Below are 20,250 nucleotides of genomic sequence, written 5' to 3'. Positions count from 1 at the left end.
TTTCGGGGTAACCATCAATTATATTGTGGGCATGCCATCTATCGTCACCTTAATCTCTGGCCGCGGATCTAATTTCGAGGCTATCGTCAAAACAGCTCAAAAAGAGCAGTGGCCGGTTACTTTTGCCGGGGTTATTGCAAACCACTCTGCCGCCAAAGGCCTTGATTTTGCTCGCTCTCAGGGTATTCCGGCCTTTGCCATTGAACATCACGAGCACGCTACTCGAGAGTCCTTTGATGCAGCTCTCATGGCGAAAATCGATGAATTAGGCGCTGATTTAGTGGTTCTAGCGGGTTTTATGAGGATTTTGACCCCGGGCTTTATTCGTCATTTTGAGGGTCGCCTGATCAATATTCATCCCGCCTTGCTACCAGCCTTCCCAGGATTGCATACCCATGAGCGCGCTTTGGAGGCTGGAGTGGCTGAACATGGCGCCAGCGTACATTTTGTTACCGAGGGTGTGGATGAGGGTCCTATCATCTGCCAAGCCTCGGTTCCAGTGCTTCCCGGAGATGATGCAAGTAGCTTGGCAGCGCGAGTTTTGGCTGCTGAGCATCAGATTTACCCGCGGGCCGTAAAATGGTTCCTAGATGGACGATTGCGAATAGAAGGTAATCAAGTTCAGGTTAAACCACCGGAGTCGCAATTAATAAAATTATGAGTAAAGAACGTTCATCCCGCGCAGCTAGCGCAGGCAGTAAATCTGGATCAAGATCTGGGTCACGCTTAGGCCCACAAAAAAGTTATGCCGCTAAATCTAAAGATCCATTGCGTCGCCCGGAGCGTCGCAATGCGAGTGGCAACATCATTGCACCAGAAGGCCAAAAAAACTTTTCTAATGCGAAGGCTTTGCCTCAGCATGCAATTCATTTGGAGCGTCTGCTTCCAGAGTTGCTGAATTTCGAGCAACCAGCTGATCGTGTGGTGAGTCGGTATTTCCGCTCTGAGCCTCAGCTGGGTAACCGTGATCGCGCCTTGATTGCAGAGAGTGCGTTTGCCATTCTGCGTCGCAAGAATGAGTTCTCGCAATTTGCTTCCAGCGGCGAGGGTTCGCAGGCTAGACGCCTAGCTCTATTGGGTTTGCTGTCCGCTTTGTCTGAGGGTGGTTTAGGTTCTGCTAACCGTGCTGAGAGTGCTATTGCCGACTTAGCTCACGTATTGAAGACAGGCGAGTACGAATGGTTGCAACGTTTTGCTACGGTCGATCCATCAGCACTTAATCCCTTAGTACAGAATAATTTGCCTGAATGGCTTTGGGATGCCTTTGGAAAATATCCCGGTGAAGAATCACGTGAAGCATTAGCTAAGTCACTCATGCATCCAGCCCTTTTGGATTTGCGTGCCAACACCATGAAGACGACTCGTGAGCAATTGCTTGCCGAGATGAACGCTCTTGGCGGTCGCTATCAAGCCATTCCAACTCCGTACGCGCCTGATGGTGTTCGCATTATGGGTAAGCCCGCTTTGCAAAATACTGTCAGCTTTAAGACGGGGATGTTTGAGGTTCAAGATGAGGGTAGTCAGTTATTGGCTTACTTACTTGCGCCTAAGCGTGGCGAGATGGTGGTGGACTTTTGTGCTGGCGCCGGCGGCAAGACTTTGGCAATTGGGGCAATCATGCGATCTACAGGCCGCTTGTATGCTCTGGATACATCAGAGCGTCGCTTAGCTAATTTAAAGCCTAGACAAGCCCGCAGCGGTCTCTCTAACGTTCATCCCGTCTGGATTGATAGTGAGAATGACTCCAAGATCAAGCGCTTGGCTGGGAAGATTGATCGCGTCCTAGTAGACGCTCCTTGTAGTGGCATGGGTACTTTGCGACGCAACCCGGATCTCAAATGGCGCCAGACCCCAGAAGGTGTTTTGGAGCTCAATCAAAAGCAGATGAATATTCTGGCCTCTGCAAGCCGCTTGCTTAAACCGGGTGGCCGCTTGGTTTATGCCACCTGCAGTCTGTTGCCACAAGAAAACCAGCAAATTGCAGAGGATTTCTTGGTTAAGCACCCTAATTTTGAAGTTGTGCCTGCAGCTGAAGTTCTTAAGCCATTGTTTCCAAAGGATAAAATTCCTTTGGGCTGTAGCCCTGACAACCCTTGGTGGCAGTTATGGCCCCATATTCACGGTACAGATGGCTTCTTTGGGGCTGTTTTTCAGAGAAAAGCGGCTGTTTCTGCAGTAACTGTCGACAAAGATGATGAAAAGTCGGTAAAAGTCAAAAGCAAGAAAGCGGATAAAGAACTAAAATAGGGTTTTAGACCTTCTTGGAAATCTCCTTTTGAACACAGCTTCTAGTTTTGATTTATTCCTGAATTGGCTTTCAAGTGGTTATTTAAATTGGGCTTGGTGGCAAATCCTTGTTTTTACCCTGGTTGCCACCCACATCACCATTGCTGCGGTGACTATTTTCCTGCACCGTTGCCAAGCGCACCGCGCTTTGGAACTGCATCCAATCATGTCCCACTTCTTCCGGTTTTGGCTTTGGCTAACCACTGGCATGGTGACCAAAGAGTGGGCAGCGATTCATCGCAAGCATCACGCCAAGTGTGAGACTGTAGATGATCCACATAGCCCACAAGTTTTAGGCATCAACACCGTGCTTTCTCGTGGTGCTGAGTTATATAAAAATGAGTCACGTAATCAAGAGACCTTAGATAAGTTTGGTCACGGTACGCCAGATGATTGGCTTGAGCGCAACATCTATGCAAAGTACTCATGGCAAGGCGTAGCTTTGATGTTGATCATCGATGTATTTTTGTTCGGTGCAATTGGTTTGACTGTGTGGGCAGTACAGATGCTGTGGATTCCTATTACTGCCGCTGGAGTTATTAATGGCATTGGCCACTTTTGGGGTTACCGTAATTACGATTGCGAAGATGCCTCAAGAAATATTATGCCTTGGGGTATTTTGATTGGTGGCGAAGAGTTGCATAACAACCACCACACCTTTGCTACTAGCGCTAAGCTTTCTAGTAAATGGTATGAGTTTGATATTGGCTGGATGTACATTCAAATCATGAGTGCAGTTGGCTTGGCCAAAGTAAAAAAGACTTCTCCAAAGCCGGTGCTGAGCGACTTACGTCCTGCAGATCAAAACACACTCGAAGCTATCATTGCGAACCGTTATGAAATCATGGCACGCTACAGTAAGACCTTGAGTACCTTCTTTAGTAATGAAGTTCAGCACATGCAGGTATTGGCTGCCCACTTAAAAGATGCTCGTGCCTGGCTGGGTAAAGATGAGTCTCGTTTGACTGTAGAAGAAAAAATCAAACTTGAAGAGCTGATGGCAACTAATGCGCAGCTACGAAAGATGATTGAGATGCGTCGTGACTTGCATGCTATCTGGGGTCGATCTAACGCTACTGGCGATCAACTGCTGACTCAGTTGCATGTATGGTGTCAGCACGCTGAAGAGAGTGGTTTATCGAGTCTGCGTGACTTCTCTTTAAGGTTACGTCGCTACGCTTAAAGGAAATAAGGACAATAAAAAACCCGCTGAAGTAGCGGGTTTTTTATTTGCTGCAAATAAATACCGAATCGATAAATTACTTGAGCTTGGTTTCTTTGTAAGCAACGTGCTTGCGAATGGTTGGATCAAACTTCATGATCTCCATTTTTTCAGGCTTAGTACGCTTGTTTTTTGATGTTGTATAGAAGTGACCAGTACCAGCTGATGACTCTAATTTGATTTTTTCTCTACCGCCTTTAGCCATTTGTGCGCTCCTTAAATTTCGCCACGTGCACGGAGATCAGACAATACGGCGTCAATGCCGTTTTTGTCGATAACGCGCAAACCAGCATTGGTTAAGCGCAAGCTAATCCAGCGGTTTTCAGATTCAACCCAGAAACGACGATTTTGCAAATTCGGCAAAAAGCGACGCTTCGTTTTATTGTTTGCATGGGATACATTGTTGCCAACCATCGGCTTCTTCCCAGTGACTTGGCAAACTTTTGCCATGACATAACTCCATTAATTGCGAAAAAAGAAGATTGTATCAGTCTCCGAGTACTTTGATCTAGCCCTAATTGGCTTTAGTTTTGGGGGTAAGGATAAATTGTGGTCAATATGGGTCAAAAAATACCATTAAGTTAGTAGTCACTTCTATTTATGGTCATTCTTCATAAGACCCTCATCTGAAAATGAGAAAAACCCACCATGACTTACGATGCAGTGGTCAAGCAGGGGGATATCTACCAACTGCAAGGCTTTAGCTAGTGTCTTGGTCAATTCTTGATCAGCAATACTGGGTTGTGGATTTCCGCTGGGGTGGTTATGTGCCACGATGAGAGCGCTAGCATTCCTAGCAAGAGCTTCCTTGAGGATTTCTCGTGGGTAGACAGCGGTGTGGCTTAGGGAGCCCCTAAAGAGCTCCTGGCACTCAATCAGGCGAAGGCGGGAGTCAAGGTATAGGCATATGAAGACTTCGTGTGGCAAGCGCCCAAATCTGGCCTGCAAGAACTCTCGGACATAGCCTGGTGAGGTCAGGACAGACTCCTGGGAGAGGGTTTCCTCAAGGCTGCGCTTGACCAGCTCGTAGGCCGCCTGGATTTGCGACCATTTAGAAATACCCATGCCATGAATCTGGGTTAATTCTTCTGGGGTGCAGGACATGAGGCGCGGCAAATTGCCGAAATGGTGGAGCAGGTCCTCGGCTAAAGCCACGGCAGTTTTGCCTTTGACGCCAACGCGCAGAAAGATCGCCAGTAACTCGGCATCGCTGAGGGCTGCCGCACCAAGGGCGCGTAGTTTTTCGCGAGGTTGCTCCATTTTTGGCCAATCCGTAATCGGCAAGTGCACGCCGGGGTCGGGCCTAGATACAATTACCTTATGAATAAGCTTACGGTTTTGCCCAATTCCTTTCTGACCCTGAACTATCGGCTGACTTTGCCCAGCGGGGATGACTACATCAATACGTTTATCGATCGCCCTGCGACGGTGTTGATGGGTTCTGGACAATTTGCGCCTTGTTTTGAAAAAGTATTAATCGGATTGGGAGTGGGTGATCAGAAAAGTGCCTTATTGCCACCAGAAGAAAGTTTTGGTGAGCGCAAAGAAGAATTAATTCAATGGGTTTCTTTGGGTGCCCTAAAAGAGGGTCGCGATGATGATGCGCAATTTAATCCTGGCGACGTCATTGAATTTAATGCGCCAGGTGGCGCTCAATACGCAGGCGTATTGCAATCGATTAACGAAGAGGGTGCCTGGTTTGATTTCAATCACCCGCTTGCTGGAAGGCCCGTTACCTTTGAAGCTCAAATTGTTGCGATTCTGTAACCAATGAATAAACAAACTATTACACAAGCCGGCGGTGATAGCACCTCCGAAATCTTGATGGCGCAGCCCCGTGGCTTTTGCGCTGGTGTTGATCGTGCAATCAATATTGTGAATGAAGCGCTGATACGTTTTGGTGCCCCAATTTATGTACGTCATGAGATTGTTCACAATGCTTATGTCGTGAACGAGCTGCGTGAAAAGGGTGCTGTATTTGTTGAAGAGTTGCATGAAGTTCCCAAAGGCGGCATTGTGGTGTTTAGTGCCCACGGTGTTTCTCAAGAAGTTCGTCAAGATGCTGAGACGCGTGGCTTGCAGGTATATGACGCAACTTGCCCCTTGGTTACAAAGGTGCATGTTGAGGTCATCAAGATGTGCAAGGATGGTTTTACCGTTTTGATGATTGGCCATGCAGGGCACCCGGAGGTCGAAGGTACGATGGGGCAGGTTAATGAAGGTGTTCATTTGATTGAGAAGGTGGCAGATATTACTAAGCTGCCTTTTACTGAGAATGAAAAAATCGCCTTTGTCACGCAAACGACACTCTCTGTGGATGAGACCAAAGAAATTGTCGATGCCTTAATTCAAAAATTCCCGAATATCGTGCAACCTCGTAAGCAAGACATTTGTTATGCCACTCAAAATCGCCAGGATGCTGTGAAATTTATGGCCCCTCAAGTTGAGGTAGTTATTGTGGTTGGAAGCAAGGCAAGCTCGAACTCGAATCGCTTGCGTGAATTAGCTGAAAAACTGGGTGTACCAGCCTACATGGTTGATGCACCAGAGCAACTTCAGGCTGAATGGTTTGTTGGTAAGAGGCGCGTCGGCTTGACTGCAGGGGCATCAGCCCCTGAAAGCCTAGCCCTCTCGATTGTGGCCAAGATTCAAGAATTTGGACCGCGCAGTATTCGTAATCTGGAGGGCGTGGTGGAGGATGTCACCTTCTCACTGCCAAAGAATTTAGTTGGCTAGCAAGTGGCGCCATTGTTAGAGTGATTACTGCAATAAAAGATAAAGGGGCTTAGAGCCCCTTTATTACATTTAGCCTGAGTATTGTTTAGCTAATTTGTTTGAGCAACTCTCTCAAAATATTACACATCTGACGGATTTCATCATCAGTGACATTGAGAGCTGGCATAAAGCGAAGCAGATTAGGTCTTGGTGAATTAATTAATAGCCCCTCTGGAGTTCTATCGCGAGCTAGTTCAACCAGCTTCCCGCCGATATCACTGCTCAACATCAGGGCGCGCAACAACCCTTCGCCACGCTCGCCATCCAGATTAAATTCTGCGGAGATGGCAAGGAGTTCCTTGCTAAGCAACTCACCCTTGGCGCGCACAGAATCCAGGAAACCTGGCGCTAATAATTGTTCAATCACACTGATGCCTACTGCAACCATCAGTGGATTACCGTTATAGGTGCCACCCTGATCGCCAGGTACAAAACAAGCAACCGCATCAGTTGCCATCAGTGCAGCTAATGGTACGCCACCACCAATGCCTTTACCCAAGGTCATGATGTCTGGTTCGATGCCGTAATGCTGATAGGCAAAGAGAGTGCCAGTACGACCGCAACCGGCCTGCACTTCATCCACGATTAACAAAATATTATTTTCTTTGGTGAATTTACGCAGGCTTTGCATAAACTCTTTAGTGGTGGGGATGACGCCCCCTTCACCTTGTACCGGCTCTAGCATGACCGCAACTGTTTTATCCGTTACCAGTTTTTTGACGGAATCCAAATCATTCAAATCGGCCTTTGGAAACCCGGGAACTTGTGGGGCAAACATCGTGTCCCAGCCTGGTTTGCCAGATGCGCTCATCGTCGCTAAGGTGCGACCATGAAAGCTGTGATCAAAAGTAATGATTTCAAAGGCGCCTGATTTATTTAGCTGCCCCCATTTGCGTGCCAACTTAATCGCGCCTTCATTGGCCTCAGCTCCACTATTGGCGAAAAATACTTTGTTAAAGCAACTGTTTTCAGTCAGAAGATTCGATAGACGAATCATTGGCTCGTTATAAAACGCAGGACTCGGATTAATGAGTTTCTTTGCTTGTGCGTTGAGCGCTTCAATCATGCCGGGGTTGCTATGACCGAGACAGTTCACTGCCCAGCCTTGCAAGAAATCCAAATAACGCTTGCCGTTGTTATCAGTCAGCCATGAGCCTTTACCCTCAACCATAGTTAACTCTGGGCGCGGAGTAATAAACATCACTGAGTGGGCATCTACGGATTGGGCTGGCTTATTCATATCGTATGCAAAGTGAAATCAAATGAGGTTTCTATTATCACGCTTAGCAGGCTAGTTTGTCGCGATGTCAGCAGCGCTAGTGAAAGAGTCTGCAAAGAATTCCTCTTCGGGCAAGCTGCACTGGGATGCAAAGTCCTGACGGGCCGCATTGACCATCACTGGGGCGCCGCAGGCATAGACCTGGTAAGGGCTCATATTAAGATGGTCGGCCATCACGGCTTGGTGCACAAAGCCTGTACGCCCAGTCCATTGGTCCTCCGGTAGTGCATCTGATATGACCGGGATGTACTTGAAGTCAGGAGTATCTTTTGCCCATGCTTGACAGAGCTCATTGTGGTAGAGGTCGCTCGGGCGCCGTCCACCCCAATACAGATGAATCGGGCGACTAATCTTTTTGAATTGCATTTGCTCAATGATGGATTTAATCGGTGCAAAGCCAGTCCCCGCCGCAACAAAAATAATAGGTTTTTTAGAATCTTCTCTTAAGAAGAAGCTACCTAATGGCCCTTCAAAGCGGAGGATATCTTTTTCTTTTAAGGTAGGATCTTTTGCACCAAAGACTAGATCGGTAAAGAGTCCGCCCGGCAAGTGTCGAATATGTAGCTCGAGTGGACCTTCTTGATCAGGGGCATTAGCAATGGAATAAGCGCGGCGCTGACCATCCTTAAGGAGGAATTCTAAATACTGCCCAGCCAGAAATTGAAAGCGCTCGGCAGCTGGTAATTGCAATTGAAGGATGGCCACATCTGCGCTCGGTTTTGTAATGGTGTTCACGCGACACGGCACTTTCCGAATGGCGATATCACCAGCACCTTGAACTTCACGAGCTTCAATGAGAAGGTCTGATTTGGGATGGGCGCAGCAAAACAAGGTGCCACCGGCAGCTTCATCAGCTGGGCTTAGGGCGGCAGCACTATGCTGACCATGCTCTACCTGACCTTCTAGAATCTTGCCTTTACAAGATCCACAGGCACCATTTTTACAGCCATAGGGCAGGGTGATGCCCTGCTGTAAGGCTGCCTCCAGGAGGGTCTCATCCTTCTGGACAGTAAATTTTTTACCGCTCGCCTTGAGCGTGACTTGATAAGACACTCTCATTCCTTTCAATAAATCGTTACGATGTGATCTATGCAATCTTTTGGTAAATCTCGAATCCTGATCGTTGGCTGTGGTGACATTGGTCTGCGTGTTGCCAAGCAGCTCGCTCGAAGTCATCGCGTATATGCCTTAACTTCCCAGAAAACCCGTTTTCAGGAGTTGAGAGCGGTTGGCGCGATTCCGATTTTGGGGGATCTGGATAAGCCCGATAGCTTGTGGCGTTTAAGTGGATTAGCACAAACCGTGATCCACTTAGCACCACCCCAAAATACAGGTCATCGTGATTGCCGAACTCGCAACCTCCTTCGAATTTTAGCCCAAGGCTCTGATATTGTTGGGCGTCTGATTTATGTGAGTACAACGGGTGTTTATGGCGATCACGCAGGCGCCAAGGTAACTGAAGTGACGCCAGTTAAACCCCAAAGCGAGCGAGCCAAGCGACGGGTAGATGCAGAAAACTGCCTACGTCTTTGGGCTCCAGCTCATGGAGTCGCCCTGACTATTCTGCGTGTCCCTGGCATCTACGCTGCTGACCGCTTGCCGGTTGAGCGCATCCAGGCGAGAACGCCTGCCTTAGTTGCGGCAGAGGATGCCTATTCAAACCATATTCAGAGTGATGACTTGGCAAGATTGGTTTGTGCCGCCGTCTATCACGGCAAGCCACAGCGTGTTATTAACGCTTGTGACGGTGGTGAAACCAAAATGGGTGATTACTTTGATGAAGTGGCTGATGCGTTTGGTTTGGAGCGACCACCCAGATTACCAGCTGAGCAGTTGGAGAAAATCGTATCCCCCATGCTCTGGTCGTTTATGCGGGAGTCTCGGCGCGTAACGAATGCGCGCCTCTCAGAATTAAAGACTCCGCTACGCTATCCCAGCGTTGCCGAGTTTTTAAAAACTATTTCCAAGAATCTTTAAGCCCGACCGTACGGTTAAATACCGGTTGTCCTGGTTTTGAATCGCTTTGATCCGCAACAAAGTAGCCATGGCGCTCAAACTGAAAGCGATCCTCCGCTTTAACGTCTTTCATACACGGCTCTAAGTACGCAGTAATCGTTTCCTTAGAGTGAGGGTTGATTGCGTCAAGGAAGTTTTTATCGCCACTATCGGGATGTGGATCATTAAACAGGTGATCGTAGAGGCGCACTTGTGCAGGCACAGCTTCCGCTGCGCTGACCCAATGAATATTGCCCTTTACCTTGTAGTTGTTTGAGCCGGGGGTGCCACTCTTGCTATCTGCGAAGTGCGTTACATTCACTTGAATTACCTTGCCATTGGCATCCACTTCAAAGCCAGTGCACTCAATCACAAAGCCATGACGCAAACGCACACGTCCACCAGCTTGATCACCAATCGGTGGGTAGAGTCTAAAGAACCCCTTGATGGGCTCTTGCATAAAGTCATCTTCTTCAATCCACAATTCTTTTGTGAAATGAAACTCGCGATTACCCCATTCAGGATGCTGTGGATGGCGAGGAGCTGAGCAAGGCTCGCTCGCGGATGCATCAAAATTATCAATCACGAGTTTGAGTGGCTTGAGAACCGCTGTAGCCCGTGGAGCCTTGGCCTCAAGATCATCCCGTAAGGCTTGATCTAGGGTGCTCATGTCAATCCAACTATCCGCTTTAGAGACACCAATGCGTTCACAGAACAGACGAATACTCTCAGGTGTATAACCCCTGCGACGAATACCTACGATGGTTGGCATCCGTGGATCATCCCAGCCATCCACATGTTTTTCTTCTACCAATTGCAGTAGCTTGCGCTTGCTAGTGATGGTGTAAGTTAAGTTGAGGCGGGCGAATTCATATTGATGCGGAACGGGATTTTTAAAGATTCCCAGCTCCGCTAATGAGGCAACAATCCAGTCGTAGAGCGGGCGATTATTTTCAAACTCCAGAGTACAAATCGAGTGCGAAACATTTTCCAGTGCATCAGAAATGCAGTGGGTGAAATCATATAAAGGATAGATGCACCATTTGCTACCAGTGCGGTGGTGATCAACATGGCGAATGCGATAGACCACAGGATCACGCATCACAATATTCGGATGCCCCATGTCGATCTTCAAGCGCAGTACATGCTCACCATCTTTATATTTGCTGTCACGCATCTCGCGGAACAAGGTAAGATTCTCATCGGGCGTGCGATCGCGGTACGGGCTATTTTTTCCAGCTTGGCCAAAGTTGCCACGGTTGGTATGGATGTCATCTGCACTCTGACTATCAACATAGGCTTTGCCATTCTGAATCAGAATTTCGGCAAACTCATAGAGTCGCTCAAAGTAATCACTCGCGTGATACAAGTGTGCACCCCAATCAAAGCCAAGCCATTTCACCGCATCCAAAATACTATCGGCATACTCAATGTCTTCTTTGACTGGATTGGTGTCATCCAAGCGCATGTTGCAACGCGCACCACCTGCTTGATTGTTGTAATCAGCAGCTAAGCCAAAGTTCAAGCAAATGCTTTTGGCATGACCAATATGAAGGTAGCCATTGGGTTCTGGTGGAAAGCGCGTAATGATCGAGGGAATAGCTTGACCATCTCGATTAGTACGATTTTGGTAGGCGCCACTTGCCAGGTCATGATCGATGATCTGGCGCAAAAAGTTGGAGGGCTCAGCAAGAGTGCCGGCAGGCGTTTTATATGGTTTGCTATCTTGGGACATGTGTCCATTGTAGAGAAAACCCCTGCCTATCAAGAAAAAAGCCCGCAAACTGCTGCGGGCTCGTTTCTGGGAAGTGCTCGAGTATTACTCTTCTACGAAAGCCTCTTCACGGGTTTTCTTAACCGCTGGTAAGGCCACGATCACCACTAATAGGGCTGCTGCGATGAGCAAGCCTAAAGAGAGTGGGCGGGTTAAGAAGGTTGTGAAGTCACCACGTGACAACAAGAGGGCGCGACGGAAATTCTCTTCCATCATCGGCCCAAGTACGAATCCTAAGAGCAATGGGGGTGGCTCGCAACCCAACTTAAAGAAGAGGTAACCAATTAAACCAAAGGCTGCGGTGACATAAACGTCAAATACAGTGTTGTTGACGGTATATACGCCGATACAGCAGAAGACCAAAATGGCTGGGTACATAAAGCGATAAGGAATCTTCAAGAGCTTTACCCAAATACCGATGAGTGGCAAGTTCAAGAGAATCAACATCACATTACCAATCCACATGGAGGCGATCAGACCCCAGAACAAGGCTGGGTTGCTAGTCATGACTTGTGGACCAGGCTGAATGTTATGAATGGTCATCGCACCAACCATCAAAGCCATCACAGCATTCGGTGGAATACCTAAGGTCAGCAATGGGATGAAGGAGGTTTGAGCGGCAGCATTGTTTGCTGCTTCAGGACCGGCTACACCCTCAATTGCACCCTTACCAAACTCATGGCTGTACTTGGAGGATTTCTTTTCTACTGAGTAGGCACCAAAGGCGGCCAAAGCTGCGCCACCACCTGGCAAGATACCTAGAATCGAACCAATAGTAGTGCCGCGCAGGATGGAGGGGATCATGCGCTTCACATCTTGTTTGGTTGGGATCATGGTGGTCATCTTATTCAAGAAGCCTTCGTCCTCACCCTTTTTCTCAAGGTTGCTCATGATTTCGGCAAAGCCAAAAACACCCATAGCAACTGCCACGAAACCAATACCGTCACTTAATTCAGGGATGTCAAAAGCATAGCGTGATACGCCAGAATTCACGTCGGTACCGATCAAGCCCATCAAGAGACCCAGGATGATCATGCCGATCGCCTTGATCAAAGAGCCAGAGGCAAGTACAACCGCACCAATTAGTCCAAGAACCATTAAGGAGAAGTACTCAGCGGGGCCGAACTTAAATGCTAACTGGGATAGTGGGGCGGCAAATGCAGCCAAAACCAATGTTGCTACGCAACCAGCAAAAAATGAACCCATGCCAGCAGTAAAGAGAGCTACACCTGCCCGACCATTTCTGGCCATTTGATAGCCGTCAATCGCCGTCACCACCGAGGACGTTTCTCCTGGGATGTTGAGCAAAATCGCAGTAGTTGAGCCGCCGTACTGTGATCCGTAGTAAATACCGGCCAACATAATCAAAGCAGCAATTGGAGGCAATGCATAGGTGGCTGGCAGGAGCATCGCAATCGTCGCGATTGGACCCAGACCGGGCAAAACACCAATTAAAGTACCCAAAATACAGCCAATCAGGCAGTAGAGTAGGTTTTGTAAGGTAAACGCTGTGTCGAAACCGAGCGCTAAATTAGCAAATAAATCCATTTTTAGAGTCCCGGTTCGTTATTGTTGTAAGAAGAAAGGTAGTAATGGGAACTGAAGCTTCAGCCCCAATACAAACACCGAGTAGGTGAATGCAACTAAAAAGGAGGCATTAATTAAAGTGCCCTTCCAGTGGAATTCATGGCTTGCGCTGGCAGACATGAATACCAGTACAAAGACCGCTACAACAAAGCCCATGGTTGGCAAGAGGATGCCGTAAAGGACAACAGAGCCAGTAATTAGGCCTATGATGCGCCAGTTAAATTTAGGAATGCTTTCAATGGCAGCCTTCGCCCCCAAGGACTTAACGAGCACTAGTAAGCCAAGTAGCGTCATGAGGATGCCCAGAAAGAAGGGGAAATAACCGGGCCCCATCTTGGCTGCTGTACCCATGGGATATTTACTAGCCACTATGGTGAAGAACAGGCCGATAACCATATACATGATTCCGGCACCAAAATCCCGTTGATTGCGAATTTTCAAGTTGAGCTCCTTATATCGACTTAAGGGTCGATCTATTTATTAACGTTACGGGATTGTAAGGCAGGATTGAGGTGCTTTACCAAGGGTTTGCCCCCGACAAGTGCCAATGCGATAATTATTCGCATGAAAGTCTCTCAAATTCGCCAGGCGTACCTGGACTACTTCGCCCAAAAAGGCCATCAAATTGTCCCATCTAGCCCAGTGGTGCCTGGAGACGACCCAACCCTGTTGTTTACCAATGCGGGGATGAACCAGTTTAAGGACGTATTTTTAGGCTTTGATAAGCGCCCGTATAACCGAGCTACCACCGCTCAGAAATGTATTCGTGCCGGTGGCAAACATAATGACTTAGATAACGTGGGCTACACAGCTCGTCATCACACCTTTTTTGAAATGCTGGGCAATTTCTCTTTTGGGGATTATTTTAAGAAGGATGCGATTCAGTTTGCTTGGGGTTTGCTGACTGAGGTCTTTCAATTGCCAGAAGAAAAGCTGCTCGTCACTGTTTATGCGGAAGACGATGAGGCTTATGAGATTTGGAACAAGCAAATCGGCGTTCCAGCGGAGCGCATCATTCGCATCGGCGATAACAAGGGTGCTCGTTACGCTTCAGACAACTTCTGGATGATGGGCGATACAGGACCATGCGGCCCCTGTACTGAAATCTTCTATGACCATGGCCCACATATTGCTGGTGGCCCTCCTGGTAGCCCTGATGAAGATGGCGATCGCTATATTGAGATCTGGAATAACGTATTCATGCAGTTCAATCGCGATGAAGCGGGCAATATGAATCCATTGCCCAAGCCGAGCGTCGATACTGGCATGGGCCTTGAGCGAATTGCGGCGGTGTTGCAGCACGTGCACTCGAACTATGAGATTGACCTATTTGTTAATTTGCTCAAAGCAGCTAAAGAAGCTGTTGATGCAGCAGGTGGTGAGAATTGCGATCCAACTAGTCCATCTCTCAAAGTCATTGCTGATCACATTCGTGCTTGTAGTTTTATTGTGGTGGATGGTGTGATTCCGGGTAATACTGGCCGTGGTTATGTTTTGCGCCGTATTACACGCCGTGCGATTCGTCATGGCTACAAATTAGGCGCACGCAAACCTTTCTTTTATCAACTCGTTCCTGCCCTCGTAAAAGAGATGGGTCAGGCTTATCCAGAGTTGCAGGCAGCGAAAGATAAAGTGAGTGAAGTGATTAAGCAGGAGGAAGAGCGTTTCTTCCAGACAATCGCTAACGGTATGGAGATTTTAGAGACTGCGCTTGCTGGTGGTACCAAGACACTTGATGGTGAAACTGCCTTCCGCTTGCACGATACCTTTGGCTTCCCATTGGATCTCACTGCTGACGTGTGCCGTGAGCGCGATGTCACAGTCGATGCAGAAGGTTTCGACTTGGCAATGCAAAAGCAGCGTGATCAAGCAAGAGCGGCTGGTAAGTTCAAGGTGGCTCAAGGATTGGAGTATTCCGGTAAGCCAACCCAGTTCCATGGCTACGACACCTTGAAGCATGATGGTGCCAAAGTCACTGCGCTTTATGTTGATGGCTCTGCAGTGCAGTCTATCAAGGCGGGGGATGCTGCAGTGATCGTATTAGATAACACGCCTTTTTATGCTGAGTCTGGTGGACAGGTTGGCGATAAAGGTGAGTTGCGTAATGAAGCGGTGCGTTTTGCAGTTGAAGATACCTTCAAGATTCAGGCGGATGTTTTTGGACATCAAGGTGAAGTGCAAGAAGGGGAGCTCAAGGTGGGCGATATGCTAAATGCCTCAGTCGATGCTCAGCAAAGAATAGAAACAATGCGTAACCATAGCGCTACGCACATTTTGCATAAAGCCTTACGTGAAGTATTGGGCGACCATGTGCAGCAAAAAGGATCTTTGGTGGATGCCGGCAAAACACGTTTTGACTTTACGCATAACGCACCTATAGCTCCACAAGAAATTCGTCGGGTAGAAGATATTGTGAATGCCGAGATTTTGGCAAATACTGCGACCTCCGGAAAAGTGATGTCCTTAGACGATGCTCAGAAAACCGGTGCCACGATGCTCTTCGGCGAAAAGTATGCAGACGAAGTGCGCGTACTAGAAATCGGTAGTTCTAAAGAGCTGTGCGGCGGAACTCACGTTGTGCGTACTGGTGATATCGGTAGCTTGAAGATTGTTTCTGAAGGTGGTGTAGCGGCTGGTATCCGTCGTGTTGAGGCGGTGACTGGCAAAAATGCCTTGAACTTCTTGCAAGGCTTAGAAGATAAGATCAATGAAGCGGCGATGATTCTGAAAACCCATCCAGGTGATTTAGTGAATCGCGTTACTCAACTTCAAGATAGTTTGCGTCAGGCAGAAAGAGAGTTAGATAAGGTCAATTCCAAGTTCGCTGCTAGCCAAGGTGATGAATTGGCAACGCAAGCAGTTGATGTCAATGGCCTCAAAGTATTGGCCGCTCGCTTAGATGGTGCTGATGCGCAAGTCTTGCGTGAGACTATGGATGCCCTGAAAGTAAAGTTAAAGACTGCAGCAATTGTCTTGGCTTCAGTGCAGGGCGATAAGGTGAGTCTGATTGCTGGTGTGACTGCGGATTCGATTGCTAAGGTAAAAGCAGGGGACTTAGTGAACTTCGTTGCTCAGCAAGTTGGTGGTAAGGGCGGTGGCAAACCGGAGATGGCGATGGCTGGCGGCACCGACCCAAGCAAGTTGGGTGCGGCTTTAGCTGGCGTAAAAGATTGGGTGGCATCTAAATGAGTGATGTCATCGAATTTAATCTCGAGGTTGATGCGATTGGCATGAATTGCCCGCTCCCAATCTTGCGCACCAAGAAGGCCCTAGCGACTATGCAATCAGGCGAAGTTTTGAAAGTGAAGGCCACGGATGCTGGTGCTGCGCATGACTTTCCTGCATTTGCTAAGCAGACCGGCAATGAACTACTTGCCAGTACTACTGAGGGTGACGTATTGGTTTTCTTCCTCAAGAGAAGATAAGGCGCGCTGAAACATTCGGCACTAAAGAAAAAGGCAGAAAGTGATTTCTGCCTTTTTACTTTTCTCGCTCTGGAGATTGACTGTGAAGCTTAGCTTAAAGAACGGCTCTTTAAGTAAGCCGCAAACTCGGTGCTGACTTCTGGATGCCGCAAAGCAAATTCTACTGAAGCCTTGAGGTAGCCAAGCTTGCTACCGCAGTCATAGCGCACGCCATCGTATTCATAAGCAAATACAGGCTCTTCTTTTAGTAAAGAGGCGATCGCATCAGTAAGCTGGATTTCACCACCAGCACCGGGCTTCAGATTACGAATGTGATTAAAGATATCTGAAGACAGAACATAGCGACCCACTACCGCTAAGTTAGATGGCGCATCCTTAGGCTGCGGCTTTTCTACAATGCCATTTAAGCGATAAATACCTTTGGATACTTCTGCTCCAGAAATAATGCCGTAAGAGCTACTTTTAGAGGGGTCAATTTTTTCCACCGCTAAGACGGAGCCATTTTGCTCATCAAATACTTTGAGCATTTGCTTGAGTACTGGTGGCTGGCCATCGAGTAAGTCATCGGCCAGGATGATGGCAAAAGGCTCATCACGTACAAGTTTTTCTGCGCATAAAACCGCATGGCCTAAGCCCAAAGCTTCAGGCTGGCGTACATAGACACAATCTACATGGCTGGGTTTGACGCTACGAACAATCTCCAGTAAAGCAGTTTTATTCTTGGCTTCGAGTTCAGCTTCTAATTCATAAGCTTTATCAAAGTGATCTTCGATGGCACGCTTACTTCGACCAGTGACAAAAATCATTTCGGTAATGCCAGCAGCAATCGCTTCCTCCACTGCGTACTGTATGAGCGGTTTATCTACGACATTGAGCATCTCTTTCGGGCTAGCCTTGGTGGCTGGCAAGAAGCGTGTGCCCAAACCTGCAACGGGGAAGACGACTTTGGTAACGGCTTTAGTGCTTAATGGCATTGCAATTCCGATCAGTTTTATTGATGCTTTATTTCAGTCGTTCTAATTGTGCAACAAGCTTCTCGTGGTTTTGCTCAAAGCCCGTAAGGCGTTGTTTTTCTTGGGCAACCACCTCTTCTGGGGCGCGAGCTACAAAGCTTTCATTACTAAGTTTGCTGCGTGCTTTGGTGATCTCATTGGCTAGGCGCTCAATTTCTTTACTTAGGCGAATTCTTTCAGCTGCTATGTCTACTTCAATTTTGAGTAACAACTTCAGATTGCCAACCAGGGCCATTGGTGCGCCAGGGGCATCCTTCTCTAAAGCGGACTCGTCATCGTAGATTTTGACTTCAGATAGTTTGGCTAAAGCAGTCACGTACGGACTTGCCTGTTTCAAGAAATCTTGCGGTCCGCTAATCCAGAGAGGCACTTTGAGTGCAGGAGAAACTTGCATCTCGCCACGTAGATTGCGACACGCATCCACAATCGATTTAATCTGGGCCACCCAAGCTTCGCTTTGCTCATCAATCTTATCGAGTTGAGCAATTGGGTATGGCTGCAGTGCAATGGTTTGCTTATCTTGCTTAGCCAACTCTTTACCAATCTTCGGCCCAACGGTTTGCCAGAGGGTTTCAGTAATGAATGGAATCAGTGGATGAGCCAGGCGCAAGATGGTTTCTAAAACACGTAAGAGGGTACGACGAGTGGCACGTTGCTGTGCAGGCGTGCCAGTCTGGAGCTGTACCTTAGCTAACTCTAAATACCAATCGCAGTATTCATCCCAAACAAACTGATAGATACTCGTAGCAATGTTGTCAAAGCGATAGTTTTGGAAGCTTTTAGCAACATCAGCTTCGGTTCTTTGTAATATCGAAACAATCCAACGATCTGCCGGAGAGAAATCAAGCTGTCCTTCTGGGCCGCATTGGCTGTCACAAGGAGCAAAGCCGTTCTCTTGGTCATTGCCAGGGCAATTCATGAGAACAAAACGAGTGGCATTCCAGAGTTTGTTGCAGAAGTTGCGATAACCCTCGCAGCGCTTCTGATCAAAATTAATATTTCGACCCAGTGACGCGAGTGAGGCGAAGGTAAAGCGCAGGGCATCTGTACCAAATGCAGGAATGCCTTCTGGAAACTCTTTCTTGGTTTTCTTACCAATGCTTTCAGCTTGCTTTGGATTCATCAAGCCGGTAGTACGCTTAGCCACCAAGTCTTCAATCTTGATGCCGTCAATTAAATCGATTGGATCCAAAGTATTTCCTTTGGACTTACTCATCTTTTGACCTTCAGCATCACGGACTAAGCCGTGTACGTACACGGTATGGAAAGGCACCTTGCCAGTGAAGTGGCAAGTCATCATGACCATTCTGGCTACCCAAAAGAAGATGATGTCAAAGCCGGTTACTAACACTGAAGAAGGTAAGAAGTGATTTAGAGCTGGCGTTTCTTCTGGCCAGCCTAGCGAGCTAAATGGCACCAGTGCAGAGCTAAACCAAGTATCCAAGACATCGGGGTCACGATTGAGCTGACCGCTATAACCGGCAGCAGCAGCCTTCACTTTTGCTTCTTCTGCAGAGCGCGCTACAAAAATCTGCCCATCATCACCATACCAGGCGGGGATTTGATGGCCCCACCAGAGTTGGCGTGAGATGCACCAGTCCTGAATATTTTCCAGCCACTGAGAGTAGGTGCTAATCCAATTTTCTGGAACCAGCTTAATGTCACCATTTTTTACTGCATCTAGCGCAGCGCTTGCAATAGAAGAGCCTGGTTGATATTTGTTATCTGGACTTGGTTTGGATACTGCGACAAACCATTGGTCAGTGAGCATTGGTTCAATAATGGTTTGGGTGCGATCACCGCGTGGCACCATTAATTTATGTGGCTGTACTTTTTCCAATAATCCGGCTGCATCTAAGTCGGCAACGATTTGTTTGCGGGCAGCAAAACGCTCAAGACCTTGGTACACCGCAGGTGCATTCTCATTAATCTTGGCATCGAGAGTCAAGATATTGATGAGTGGCAATTGATGACGTTGTCCAACAGCATAGTCGTTGAAGTCATGCGCAGGTGTCACTTTAACAACACCAGTACCAAAAGCTAAATCAACATAATCATCGGCAATGATTGGAATCTCGCGATTGCACAGCGGTAGCTGTACTGATTTACCAATGAGGTGTTTGTAGCGCTCGTCTTCTGGATTGACCATGACGGCTACGTCACCCAATAAAGTCTCTGGGCGCGTGGTGGCAACGGTCAGGTGTCCGGAGCCATCGGCTAATGGATAGCGAATGTGCCACATGGAACCATCTTCTTCTTCGCTCACCACTTCTAAATCAGAGACCGCAGTCCCTAAAGCGGGATCCCAGTTCACCAAACGTTTGCCGCGGTAAATTAATCCTTGCTCATGTAAGCGAACAAATACTTCGACAACCGCTTTGGACATCTTGCTGTCCATCGTGAAATATTCCTTACCCCAATCAATCGAGGCGCCTAAGCGACGAATCTGACGGGTAATCGTGTTGCCGGAAGTTTCTTTCCACTCCCACACTTTTTCTAAGAATTTTTCGCGACCTAAATCATGGCGAGATATTTTCTGCGCATCAAGTTGACGCTCAACGACGATTTGTGTAGCGATACCGGCATGGTCCGTACCTGGAACCCACAAGGTATTTTTGCCAGACATGCGGGCATGACGCACCAAGCCATCCATGATGGTTTGATTAAACGCGTGACCCATGTGGAGGGTGCCCGTCACATTCGGTGGCGGCAGCTGAATCGAGAAATCTCCCTTGCCCTCGTCTAGGGTGGCGTCGGCAATGCCGCGGCGTTCCCACTCCGGACCCCAATAAGCTTCAATTGGGGCGGGTTCGTAGGATTTGGCCAGTTCGTCTACAGAACTAGTTAATGGGGAGTCGGGTGAATTAGGGGTATTCGAAGCATTTGGCATAAGA

Annotated in this window: 18 protein-coding genes; 8 read left to right on the top strand and 10 right to left on the bottom strand. The window is 48.0% G+C overall.

Annotation, left to right across the window (positions count from 1 at the left end; all coding sequences use genetic code 11):
* Positions 1 to 31 precede the first annotated feature (31 nt).
* From purN to FD977_RS09035, 3 genes are read left to right on the top strand one after another with little or no spacing between them, the layout of a single operon-like run.
* The gene (purN, locus tag FD977_RS09045) at positions 32 to 661 is read left to right on the top strand and encodes a phosphoribosylglycinamide formyltransferase (protein WP_215305144.1); all 630 of its coding nucleotides are present in this window, start codon (positions 32 to 34) and stop codon (positions 659 to 661) included.
* Positions 658 to 2,247, top strand: coding sequence for an RsmB/NOP family class I SAM-dependent RNA methyltransferase (locus tag FD977_RS09040; protein WP_215305142.1), 1,590 nt, complete (start codon positions 658 to 660; stop codon positions 2,245 to 2,247). Before purN ends, FD977_RS09040 begins: the two co-directional genes overlap by 4 nt.
* A gap of 28 nt (positions 2,248 to 2,275) precedes the next feature.
* A complete protein-coding gene (locus tag FD977_RS09035) occupies positions 2,276 to 3,469 on the top strand; it encodes a fatty acid desaturase (RefSeq protein WP_215305135.1) in 1,194 nt (397 codons plus the stop codon).
* A 76-nt stretch (positions 3,470 to 3,545) separates the two neighbouring features.
* Here the strand turns inward: FD977_RS09035 and rpmG are convergent, their stop codons facing one another.
* The 3 genes from rpmG to radC all read right to left on the bottom strand — a co-directional run bounded on the left by rpmG (position 3,546) and on the right by radC (position 4,798).
* On the bottom strand, positions 3,546 to 3,713 hold the full coding sequence (gene rpmG / locus FD977_RS09030; RefSeq protein ID WP_015421876.1) for a 50S ribosomal protein L33: 168 nt from the start codon (positions 3,711 to 3,713) through the stop codon (positions 3,546 to 3,548).
* Positions 3,714 to 3,724: 11 nt separating this feature from the next.
* A complete protein-coding gene (gene rpmB, locus FD977_RS09025; protein WP_011903570.1) occupies positions 3,725 to 3,958 on the bottom strand; it encodes a 50S ribosomal protein L28 in 234 nt (77 codons plus the stop codon).
* 144 nt (positions 3,959 to 4,102) lie between these two features.
* Entirely contained in the window at positions 4,103 to 4,798 is a 696-nt protein-coding gene (gene radC / locus FD977_RS09020) for a DNA repair protein RadC (RefSeq protein ID WP_371743105.1), read from the bottom strand.
* Positions 4,799 to 4,828: 30 nt separating this feature from the next.
* Between radC and FD977_RS09015 the strand changes: the two genes are divergently transcribed.
* Together FD977_RS09015 and ispH are read left to right on the top strand one after the other, a co-directional pair.
* Positions 4,829 to 5,275: a peptidylprolyl isomerase gene (locus FD977_RS09015; RefSeq protein WP_215305131.1), complete on the top strand. Its 447-nt coding sequence runs from the start codon at positions 4,829 to 4,831 to the stop codon at positions 5,273 to 5,275.
* Between the two features lie 3 nt (positions 5,276 to 5,278).
* Positions 5,279 to 6,244, top strand: coding sequence for a 4-hydroxy-3-methylbut-2-enyl diphosphate reductase (ispH, locus tag FD977_RS09010; RefSeq protein ID WP_215305129.1), 966 nt, complete (start codon positions 5,279 to 5,281; stop codon positions 6,242 to 6,244).
* A gap of 85 nt (positions 6,245 to 6,329) precedes the next feature.
* Here ispH and FD977_RS09005 read toward each other — a convergent pair whose 3' ends face one another.
* Positions 6,330 to 7,523, bottom strand: coding sequence for an acetylornithine transaminase (locus FD977_RS09005; RefSeq protein WP_215305127.1), 1,194 nt, complete (start codon positions 7,521 to 7,523; stop codon positions 6,330 to 6,332).
* A 51-nt stretch (positions 7,524 to 7,574) separates the two neighbouring features.
* Positions 7,575 to 8,615, bottom strand: a complete 1,041-nt coding sequence (locus FD977_RS09000) for a CDP-6-deoxy-delta-3,4-glucoseen reductase (RefSeq protein ID WP_215305125.1) — start codon at positions 8,613 to 8,615, stop codon at positions 7,575 to 7,577.
* Positions 8,616 to 8,651: 36 nt separating this feature from the next.
* Between FD977_RS09000 and FD977_RS08995 the strand changes: the two genes are divergently transcribed.
* Positions 8,652 to 9,539, top strand: coding sequence for an SDR family oxidoreductase (locus tag FD977_RS08995; RefSeq protein ID WP_215305123.1), 888 nt, complete (start codon positions 8,652 to 8,654; stop codon positions 9,537 to 9,539).
* Here the strand turns inward: FD977_RS08995 and FD977_RS08990 are convergent.
* The 3 genes from FD977_RS08990 to FD977_RS08980 all read right to left on the bottom strand — a co-directional run bounded on the left by FD977_RS08990 (position 9,520) and on the right by FD977_RS08980 (position 13,359).
* On the bottom strand, positions 9,520 to 11,292 hold the full coding sequence (locus FD977_RS08990; RefSeq protein ID WP_215305121.1) for a glutamine--tRNA ligase/YqeY domain fusion protein: 1,773 nt from the start codon (positions 11,290 to 11,292) through the stop codon (positions 9,520 to 9,522). The two genes, FD977_RS08995 and FD977_RS08990, sit on opposite strands and share 20 nt — an antisense overlap.
* A gap of 84 nt (positions 11,293 to 11,376) precedes the next feature.
* Positions 11,377 to 12,879 (bottom strand): tripartite tricarboxylate transporter permease, encoded by a 1,503-nt coding sequence (locus FD977_RS08985; protein WP_215305119.1) that lies wholly within the window; start codon positions 12,877 to 12,879, stop codon positions 11,377 to 11,379.
* An 18-nt stretch (positions 12,880 to 12,897) separates the two neighbouring features.
* A complete protein-coding gene (locus FD977_RS08980; RefSeq protein ID WP_215305117.1) occupies positions 12,898 to 13,359 on the bottom strand; it encodes a tripartite tricarboxylate transporter TctB family protein in 462 nt (153 codons plus the stop codon).
* A gap of 123 nt (positions 13,360 to 13,482) precedes the next feature.
* On the opposite strand from FD977_RS08980, the gene alaS reads away from it, so the two are divergent.
* Entirely contained in the window at positions 13,483 to 16,107 is a 2,625-nt protein-coding gene (gene alaS / locus FD977_RS08975) for an alanine--tRNA ligase (protein ID WP_215305115.1), read from the top strand.
* Between the two features lie 8 nt (positions 16,108 to 16,115).
* Positions 16,116 to 16,343: a sulfurtransferase TusA family protein gene (locus tag FD977_RS08970; RefSeq protein WP_215307114.1), complete on the top strand. Its 228-nt coding sequence runs from the start codon at positions 16,116 to 16,118 to the stop codon at positions 16,341 to 16,343.
* Positions 16,344 to 16,432: 89 nt separating this feature from the next.
* Here FD977_RS08970 and galU read toward each other — a convergent pair whose 3' ends face one another.
* Both galU and FD977_RS08960 read right to left on the bottom strand, forming a co-directional pair.
* The gene (gene galU / locus FD977_RS08965) at positions 16,433 to 17,317 is read right to left on the bottom strand and encodes a UTP--glucose-1-phosphate uridylyltransferase GalU (RefSeq protein ID WP_215305114.1); all 885 of its coding nucleotides are present in this window, start codon (positions 17,315 to 17,317) and stop codon (positions 16,433 to 16,435) included.
* A gap of 28 nt (positions 17,318 to 17,345) precedes the next feature.
* Positions 17,346 to 20,246 (bottom strand): valine--tRNA ligase, encoded by a 2,901-nt coding sequence (locus FD977_RS08960; RefSeq protein WP_215305112.1) that lies wholly within the window; start codon positions 20,244 to 20,246, stop codon positions 17,346 to 17,348.
* Positions 20,247 to 20,250 lie beyond the last annotated feature (4 nt).

The organism is Polynucleobacter sp. AP-Elch-400A-B2 (genome assembly GCF_018688355.1).
In the GTDB taxonomy this organism is placed as follows: Bacteria; Pseudomonadota; Gammaproteobacteria; order Burkholderiales; family Burkholderiaceae; genus Polynucleobacter.
The sequence above is the reverse complement of the archived record's forward strand: the minus strand, read 5'-3'. Positions and strand labels throughout refer to the sequence as shown.

What these genes read in the sequence shown, in the direction of transcription:
- FD977_RS09005 (WP_215305127.1), bottom strand. Translation starts at nt 7,523, where the DNA reads ATGAATAAGCCAGCCCAATCCGTAGATGCCCACTCAGTGATGTTTATT.
- FD977_RS09040 (WP_215305142.1), top strand. Translation starts at nt 658, where the DNA reads ATGAGTAAAGAACGTTCATCCCGCGCAGCTAGCGCAGGCAGTAAATCT.
- purN (WP_215305144.1), top strand. Translation starts at nt 32, where the DNA reads ATGCCATCTATCGTCACCTTAATCTCTGGCCGCGGATCTAATTTCGAG.
- alaS (WP_215305115.1), top strand. Translation starts at nt 13,483, where the DNA reads ATGAAAGTCTCTCAAATTCGCCAGGCGTACCTGGACTACTTCGCCCAA.
- FD977_RS08960 (WP_215305112.1), bottom strand. Translation starts at nt 20,246, where the DNA reads ATGCCAAATGCTTCGAATACCCCTAATTCACCCGACTCCCCATTAACT.
- ispH (WP_215305129.1), top strand. Translation starts at nt 5,279, where the DNA reads ATGAATAAACAAACTATTACACAAGCCGGCGGTGATAGCACCTCCGAA.
- rpmG (WP_015421876.1), bottom strand. Translation starts at nt 3,713, where the DNA reads ATGGCTAAAGGCGGTAGAGAAAAAATCAAATTAGAGTCATCAGCTGGT.
- FD977_RS08985 (WP_215305119.1), bottom strand. Translation starts at nt 12,879, where the DNA reads ATGGATTTATTTGCTAATTTAGCGCTCGGTTTCGACACAGCGTTTACC.
- FD977_RS08995 (WP_215305123.1), top strand. Translation starts at nt 8,652, where the DNA reads ATGCAATCTTTTGGTAAATCTCGAATCCTGATCGTTGGCTGTGGTGAC.
- galU (WP_215305114.1), bottom strand. Translation starts at nt 17,317, where the DNA reads ATGCCATTAAGCACTAAAGCCGTTACCAAAGTCGTCTTCCCCGTTGCA.
- rpmB (WP_011903570.1), bottom strand. Translation starts at nt 3,958, where the DNA reads ATGGCAAAAGTTTGCCAAGTCACTGGGAAGAAGCCGATGGTTGGCAAC.
- FD977_RS08990 (WP_215305121.1), bottom strand. Translation starts at nt 11,292, where the DNA reads ATGTCCCAAGATAGCAAACCATATAAAACGCCTGCCGGCACTCTTGCT.
- FD977_RS09015 (WP_215305131.1), top strand. Translation starts at nt 4,829, where the DNA reads ATGAATAAGCTTACGGTTTTGCCCAATTCCTTTCTGACCCTGAACTAT.